The following is a 370-nucleotide window of genomic DNA, read 5'->3' on the forward strand; positions in this document are numbered from 1 at the left end:
AAGACATACATAAGGTCCGACAGAATCCCTACGACGAGGCCGATCAACCCGAAGATGAACAGCGTTCCGAAAACGATCGGATAATCCCGCGCCACCGCAGCCTCGAACCCCAGACGTCCCAACCCGTCGAGGGAGAAAATGGTTTCGATGATCAGCGAGCCTCCGAAGAAAACCCCGATGAAAACGGCCGGAAACCCCGCGATCACGATCAGCATCGCGTTGCGGAAAACATGCCCATAGAGAACCTTCCGCTCGCTCAAACCCTTGGCCCGGGCGGTCATGACATAGTGCTTCTTGATCTCGTCGAGGAAGCTGTTTTTCGTCAGCAGGGTGAGCGTGGCAAATGCGGAGATCGTGGAGGCGAGCACCG

The 370-nt window shown here is 56.8% G+C and carries 1 protein-coding gene; it reads right to left on the reverse strand.

The features are described from left to right. Nucleotides 1-370 (reverse strand): ABC transporter permease subunit (locus tag A3764_RS19250; protein WP_150122311.1); only part of this gene is annotated, 370 nt, incomplete at both ends.

This window comes from Sulfitobacter sp. HI0129 (assembly GCF_001635395.1).
GTDB lineage: Bacteria > Pseudomonadota > Alphaproteobacteria > Rhodobacterales > Rhodobacteraceae > Sulfitobacter.